Annotated in this window: 3 protein-coding genes; 1 reads left to right on the top strand and 2 read right to left on the bottom strand. The window is 47.8% G+C overall.

The features are described from left to right. Positions 1 to 4: 4 nt before the first annotated feature. On the top strand, positions 5 to 748 hold the full coding sequence (locus tag GY683_RS00215; RefSeq protein ID WP_297286841.1) for an inner membrane protein YpjD: 744 nt from the start codon (positions 5 to 7) through the stop codon (positions 746 to 748). A gap of 99 nt (positions 749 to 847) precedes the next feature. Here GY683_RS00215 and folD read toward each other — a convergent pair whose 3' ends face one another. Next, the gene (folD, locus tag GY683_RS00220) at positions 848 to 1,699 is read right to left on the bottom strand and encodes a bifunctional methylenetetrahydrofolate dehydrogenase/methenyltetrahydrofolate cyclohydrolase FolD (RefSeq protein WP_297286839.1); all 852 of its coding nucleotides are present in this window, start codon (positions 1,697 to 1,699) and stop codon (positions 848 to 850) included. A gap of 65 nt (positions 1,700 to 1,764) precedes the next feature. Next, positions 1,765 to 1,982 (bottom strand): hypothetical protein (locus tag GY683_RS00225; RefSeq protein WP_297286840.1); only part of this gene is annotated, 218 nt, incomplete at its 5' end.

The raw sequence follows: 1,982 nt of genomic DNA on the forward strand, positions 1-1,982 counted from the left end.
CGGCCTGATCTTGTATCAAAAACTCATCAAGCAACAACCCATCAATAAACTTTCAATCATCACCGCGCTCATCATCGGCGCAGGATTGCACGCATTCTTGCTATGCCCAAAAATCGTCACGCTGTACGGGCTTAATTTTAACATCTTTAACACGATTAGCCTAATCAGTTTGTTCTTTTTGGTGTTTTTTATACTGTTTAGTCTGTATCGCCCGATATTAAGCCTTGGCATCCTTGCTGCGCCGGCTGCCTTGGTTGGGCTTAGCGCAGGTTATTTTGGGCGAGCTGCTTACGAGCCGCTAACCGATCTTAACCCCCTGCTTCAGACACACATCTTACTCTCATTCGCCGCTTACTGCGCGCTGCTGATGGCTGCCGTGCAAGCGATTATCCTGCGCCTACAGATTCGCGAACTCAAGCACAAGACCATCCACCGCTTTTGGGTGAGTAAATTGCCTAGCCTACAGAGTATGGAAGGCTTGTTGTTTGACATGATTTTGATGGGTTTTGTGATCTTAAGTGTGGCGCTTGGACTTGGCGTGGTTGCCACTTATGACATCATGGCGCAGCACATCGCACACAAGCTATTCTTTAGTGTGCTGTCATGGACGGTATTTGGTGTGTTTATCGTCGGTCATTATCGCCAAGGCTGGCGTGGTAAACGTGCGGCGAACTTTACCATCTATGGATTTATTTTACTTGCCATTGGCTTTGTCGGCTCAAAAGCGGTATTGGATTTGATCGTCTAAAATTATCATAGCCGCCACAAGACACACATAGGGATTTAATAATTTCCCATCAAAATAAAACCACTCCTAAGAGTGGTTTTATCATCTGAGCGATACAGATTAGATACCAGCCTCAAGCTCAGCAGCTTCTACCGTCTGGCGAATCAGTGTATTGATCGTCATCGGACCTACACCACCTGGGACTGGCGTGTATGCTGAAGCCACGTTCTCGATGCCTTTTAGCTCGATGTCACCACACCCACCTTCTGGCGTTGGGTGGAAGCCTGCATCAACCACAATCGCACCTTGCTTGATCCAGTCCTTTTTGATCAGCTCAGGAACGCCCACAGCACCCACCACGATGTCCGCCTGACGGATGTGATCACTTAGATTCTGAGTGCGTGAATGGCAGATGGTCACGGTGCAGTTGGCATTTAGTAGCATCGCCGCCATTGGCTTACCCAAGATGGCGCTACGACCGACTACCACAGCATGCTTACCAGACAATTCGACATTGTAGTGATTCAGCAGGTGCATGATGCCTTGCGGCGTGCAAGAACCATAAGCGCTCTCGCCCATCGCCATACGACCATAGCCTAGGCACGTAACACCATCCACGTCTTTTGATAGGCTGATGCGATCAAAGCAAGCACGCTCATCGATCTGAGCAGGCACAGGATGCTGCAGTAGGATGCCGTGTACGTCAGCATTGGCATTAAGCTCATCGATCTTTGCCAATAACTCATCGGTCGTGGTACTCTCAGGCATCTCCACGCGGATGCTGTCCATGCCGATACGCTTACACGCATTGCCCTTCATGCGCACGTACGTGGCTGATGCAGGGTCATCACCAACCAAAATGGTCGCAAGAATTGGCGTGCGCCCAGTTTTTTCTTTTAATGTTACCACGCGTGCTGATAACTCATTCTCGATAGAACTTGCCAACGCTTTACCGTCTAAAATCTGTGCCATAAAAAATCCTTCATCGGTTCAAATTACGCTCATAAAAAGCCGCCACAAGGCTTAAATCATCGCATTTAAGCGGGCGAATTTTGCAATGTGGATTGTATCACATTAAAGCTTAATTTTGCTAAGTTTTGTTGATTGTCATCTGTCTGAGAATCTTTATTGTTGGTGGATTTATCAACAGAGATCTGCACCACACCACCATCAACCAACTCCCCAAAGAGAATCATCTCAGCGAGGACTTTTTTGATTTCAATTTGAATCAACCTTCCCATTGGGCGTGCACCCA

This window comes from Moraxella sp., from assembly GCF_024227015.1.
Classification (GTDB): domain Bacteria; phylum Pseudomonadota; class Gammaproteobacteria; order Pseudomonadales; family Moraxellaceae; genus Moraxella.

What these genes read in the sequence shown, in the direction of transcription:
- folD (WP_297286839.1), bottom strand. Translation starts at nt 1,699, where the DNA reads ATGGCACAGATTTTAGACGGTAAAGCGTTGGCAAGTTCTATCGAGAAT.